Here is a 3,986-nt window from a genome sequence, read left to right on the forward strand (position 1 = left end):
AAGTCGTCGATACCGATGCAGGCAGTCGTATCCGTGGGTACAGCGGTCTTGGCAGGTTGCGGCGCAGACTTGATTTCAGCTGGTGTTGCGCGGGGGGCTGGCGTGGCGAGTGTGTCCTTTGAAGCGTTCACCATCGCGGCAATCTGCTTCGGGTCGATACGGGTAAACAACGCCATGTAGGGCTGGATTGAACATCCCAGCAACGGCTCGGCCACATCGTCCCAATGCGTGATCGGGGCAGCCAGGAAAGCTTCGGCTTGCGCTACCGTGCGCGGCAGCACCGGCTTCAAGGCCGCAGCCAACACCCGGAACAGGTTCAAGCCTTGCGTGCAGACTGCCTGTAACTGCGCATCAGCACCGTCTTGCTTGGCCAGCACCCACGGCTTCTGATCGTCGATGTATTTGTTCGCTTCATCGGCCAGTGCCATGGTCAGCCGCAGTGCGCTGGCGGCTTCGTTGCGTTCATACGCATCGCGCACAGCCGTCAGCGCCTCCACGAAGCGCGTGTACTGCGCGGTGTCAGGCAGGCTCACGGCCAGTTGGCCATTGAAACGTTTTTCGATAAAGCCGGCGCAGCGGCTGGCCAGATTCACGAACTTGCCCACCACGTCGCTGTTCACCCGCGCCACAAAATCGGCAAGGTTCAAATCCACGTCGTCCACCCCGCCCGAAGTTTTGCCGGCGAAGTAGTAGCGCAAAGCTTCAGGGTCCAGGCCTGCATCCAAGTAAGTGCGCGCCATGATGAAGGTGCCACGTGACTTGCTCATCTTCGCGCCATCCACCGTGAGGTAGCCGTTGACGTGCAAACGCGTGGGCGCGCGGTGGCCACTGCCGTGCAGCACCGCCGGCCAGAACAGGCCGTGGAAATTGACGATGTCTTTGCCGATGAAGTGGTGCAGCTCGGCCTGTGAATTAGTTTGCAGGTAGCTGTCGTAAGCAATCCCGGTTTGGGCGCAATAGTTGCTGAAGCTGGATAGATAGCCAATGGGCGCATCCAGCCAGACATAGAAATACTTGCCGGGTGCACCGGGGATTTCAAAACCGAAGTAGGGCGCATCGCGCGAGATATCCCACGCACGCAGGCCGCCTTCGGCATCCAGCCATTCCATCAGTTTGGCTTTGACTCCCGGCAGCGCGGTGTCGCCGGCTAGCCACTCGCGCAAGAAGGCTTCGAAGCGACCGACTTCAAAAAAATAATGCTCGGAATCACGTATTTCCGGTGTGGCCCCGGAGACCGCCGACCTGGGGTCGATCAAATCCGTGGGGCCATAGGCCGCACCACAAACTTCGCAATTGTCACCGTACTGGTCGGGCGATTTGCAGTTTGGGCAAGTGCCCTTGACGTAGCGATCAGGCAAGAACATGCCTTTGGCCGGGTCATAAAACTGCGCCACGCTGCGTTGGCTGATGTGGCCTGCGGCAAGCAGCTTTGCGTAAATCTGCTGGGTGATCTCGCGATTGGTCTGCGAATGGGTGGAGTCGTAGTGGTCGAAGGCCACGCCAAATGCGGCAAAGTCGCGCTCATGGCTGTCTTTGATGCGGGCGATGAAGTCCTCGGGGCTCACCCCGGCTTTTTCGGCTGCCAGCATGATGGGCGTGCCGTGAGTGTCATCGGCGCAGACGTAATGCACGCTGTCGCCTCGCATACGCCGTGCGCGCACCCAGATATCGGCCTGGATGTAACCCACCAGGTGCCCAAGGTGTAGCGGGCCATTGGCATAGGGCAGGGCGTTGGTGACAAGTGCAGTACGCGACATCGGGGGGTCTATCAGGAAACGGGGTTTCGATTATCGCACGCAAGCGCGTTGCCCCTGCACGCAAAACCCCGGGCAAGCCGGGGTTTTGCGTCACACCGAACCTCAATGCAGTCAGTCCGCGCGTACCCAAGTGGCCGTGCGGCAAATGAAAGCCACGCAGCCTTTCACCTCCAGTTTCTTGCCACCATCGATCAGTTTGATCGACTTGGCATTGAAATTACGGTCTTCAGACGGCTTATAGCCCTTGCCGTCGCCCCATGTGCCGTCTTTTTGCGCCTTCAGATTCCACAAGGTGACGATGCCTACATAGGGCTTGCCTTTGTACTGCCCACTGCATTCATCGCAAGTGGCTGGCATGCCTAGGTTTTCGGTGATCTTGGCAGCCAATGTCCCGTTTTTGGCTTCGTAGATTTCCGAAATTGTCATTGCCTTGCCGGATTTGTCGTCCAGTGTCTTCCACTTGCCAACCGGCGAGGTGGCATGTTGTTGCGCCGAAGCTGCGAATGCGAAGGATGCCAACAGTGTTGCCAAAATGATCTTGCGCATGGATGTCCCCTCCCAGGGATGAGCAAGAGCGCGGCGCGCTCCTAATTGGCGTTATACCCCATTCGCAGGGGTATGGGGATCTGCCGGGATTGCCTGGCCAGTCGGGATTGAGCTGGCTTGGGGCTAAACTTGCGGGTTCGGATCATGCGGAAGAGGCAGGTGAATAACGTGGTTGATCGCAAGGATGAGATGGCAGGTGCGTTTGATCCGCGGCCTATCTATCAGGCAGCCGTAGAGGCCTTGAACCGAGGGGATTGGCGGCAAGCAGCCGAACTGGCGCACAGGTTGTTGCAGCATTTGCCCGGGCATGCCGGGGTGCAGTTCGTTGCGGGTGTGGCAGCGATGAATCTGCAGCAGATGCCTCAGGCCATGCAGCATTTGCAGCAGGCGGTACGGCTGAATCCCGCACGTGCCGACTATGCCGCGCAATTGGCCAAGCTGTTGTCGGACGGGCGTATGTTGCGAGAAGCACTGACGGTTGCTGATGCTGCGGTCAACGCCGGTCCAACCGATGCGATGACCGCCGATACCCTTGGCGTGGTGTACACGCGCGGCAACGAGCACACCAAGGCCGTAGCAATGTTTGAACGTGCGGTTGCGCTGTTCCCGCAGCAGGCCGCGTTTCGCTTCAATCTGGCAACCTCGCTGACGTTTGCCGGCCGACTGGAGGATGCCGAGCGCGAATATGAAGCCTGCTTGAGCCGGCAGCCACACTACTGGAAGGCCCATTTGGCCTTGGCGAAATTGCGCAAATCCGGACCGGACAACAATCACCTGAGTAGGTTGCAAACCCTGCTCGCCAGTTGTCCCGAAGCAGATAACGAAGCGCGCATGTATTTGAATTTGGCACTGTCGGCCGAGTTGGAAGACTTGCGTGATGACGCGGCCGCGTTCAACCACCTGGTCGCCGGAAAGCAGGCCGGCGGAGTGGGCCGAAAAGGCAGTCGCGCCCGCGATGCCGCTCTTTTTGCGGCTGTACGTGAAGCCTTTCCAGAGTCGATTGCAGACAGCGCCATCGGGAGTGACAACGCGGAGCCGATTTTCATCGTGGGCATGCCACGCAGTGGTACCACCTTGATGGATCGCATCCTGTCCAGCCACTCGCAGGTGCATTCGGCAGGGGAGTTGCAGAACTTCGGTGTCGTCCTCAAACGTGCATCGGGCAGCATCACGCCGGAGTTGATCGACGTGGACTGCATCCAGCGGGCGCGGCATTTGCCTTGGCAAAAAGTGGGCGATGCCTATGTGGCCAGCACCCGTCCTGGCACCGCCAGCAAACCACGGTTCACGGATAAATTGCCGCACAATTTCTTGTATTTGGGGCATATCGCGCAAGCCTTGCCGAAGGCGCGCATCCTCTGCATGCGGCGCAACCCGATGGACACTTGCCTGGGCAACTTCCGCCAGTTGTTCGCACAAAGTACGCCGTATTACGACTACTCGTTTGATCTGCTGGATACTGGCGCTTATTACCTGCAATTTGATGCACTGCTGCGGCACTGGCAGCAGGTGATGCCCGGACGGATTCTGGAAGTGCACTACGAGGACTTGGTGGACGCACCAGAGGCCACCATGCGTATGGCGCTGGCGCATTGCGGTCTGCCGTGGGAAGACGCGTGCTTGCAGTTTCAAGACAACACCGCCCCCGTGGCCACCGCCAGTGCGGTGCAAGTGCGCGAGCCG

General features: G+C 59.3%; 3 protein-coding genes. 1 reads left to right on the plus strand and 2 read right to left on the minus strand.

The window, feature by feature from the left end:
• On the minus strand, nucleotides 1-1,757 hold a 1,757-nt coding region (metG, locus tag QWB57_RS11180; protein ID WP_288969583.1), incomplete at its 3' end, for a methionine--tRNA ligase.
• 111 nt (nucleotides 1,758-1,868) lie between these two features.
• Complete coding sequence (locus QWB57_RS11185) at nucleotides 1,869-2,303, minus strand: DUF2147 domain-containing protein (protein ID WP_288969584.1); 435 nt, start codon at nucleotides 2,301-2,303, stop codon at nucleotides 1,869-1,871.
• Between the two features lie 159 nt (nucleotides 2,304-2,462).
• Here QWB57_RS11185 and QWB57_RS11190 point away from each other — a divergent pair.
• A partial coding sequence (locus tag QWB57_RS11190) for a tetratricopeptide repeat-containing sulfotransferase family protein (RefSeq protein ID WP_288969586.1) occupies nucleotides 2,463-3,986 on the plus strand: 1,524 nt, incomplete at its 3' end.

Origin of the sequence: uncultured Thermomonas sp., from assembly GCF_937872235.1 — a bacterium.
GTDB classification, from domain to species: Bacteria; Pseudomonadota; Gammaproteobacteria; order Xanthomonadales; family Xanthomonadaceae; genus Thermomonas; species Thermomonas beijingensis.

Bases quoted from the DNA above. Each gene is read 5' to 3' on its own strand.
- QWB57_RS11185 (WP_288969584.1), bottom strand. From the start codon at position 2,303: ATGCGCAAGATCATTTTGGCAACACTGTTGGCATCCTTCGCATTCGCA.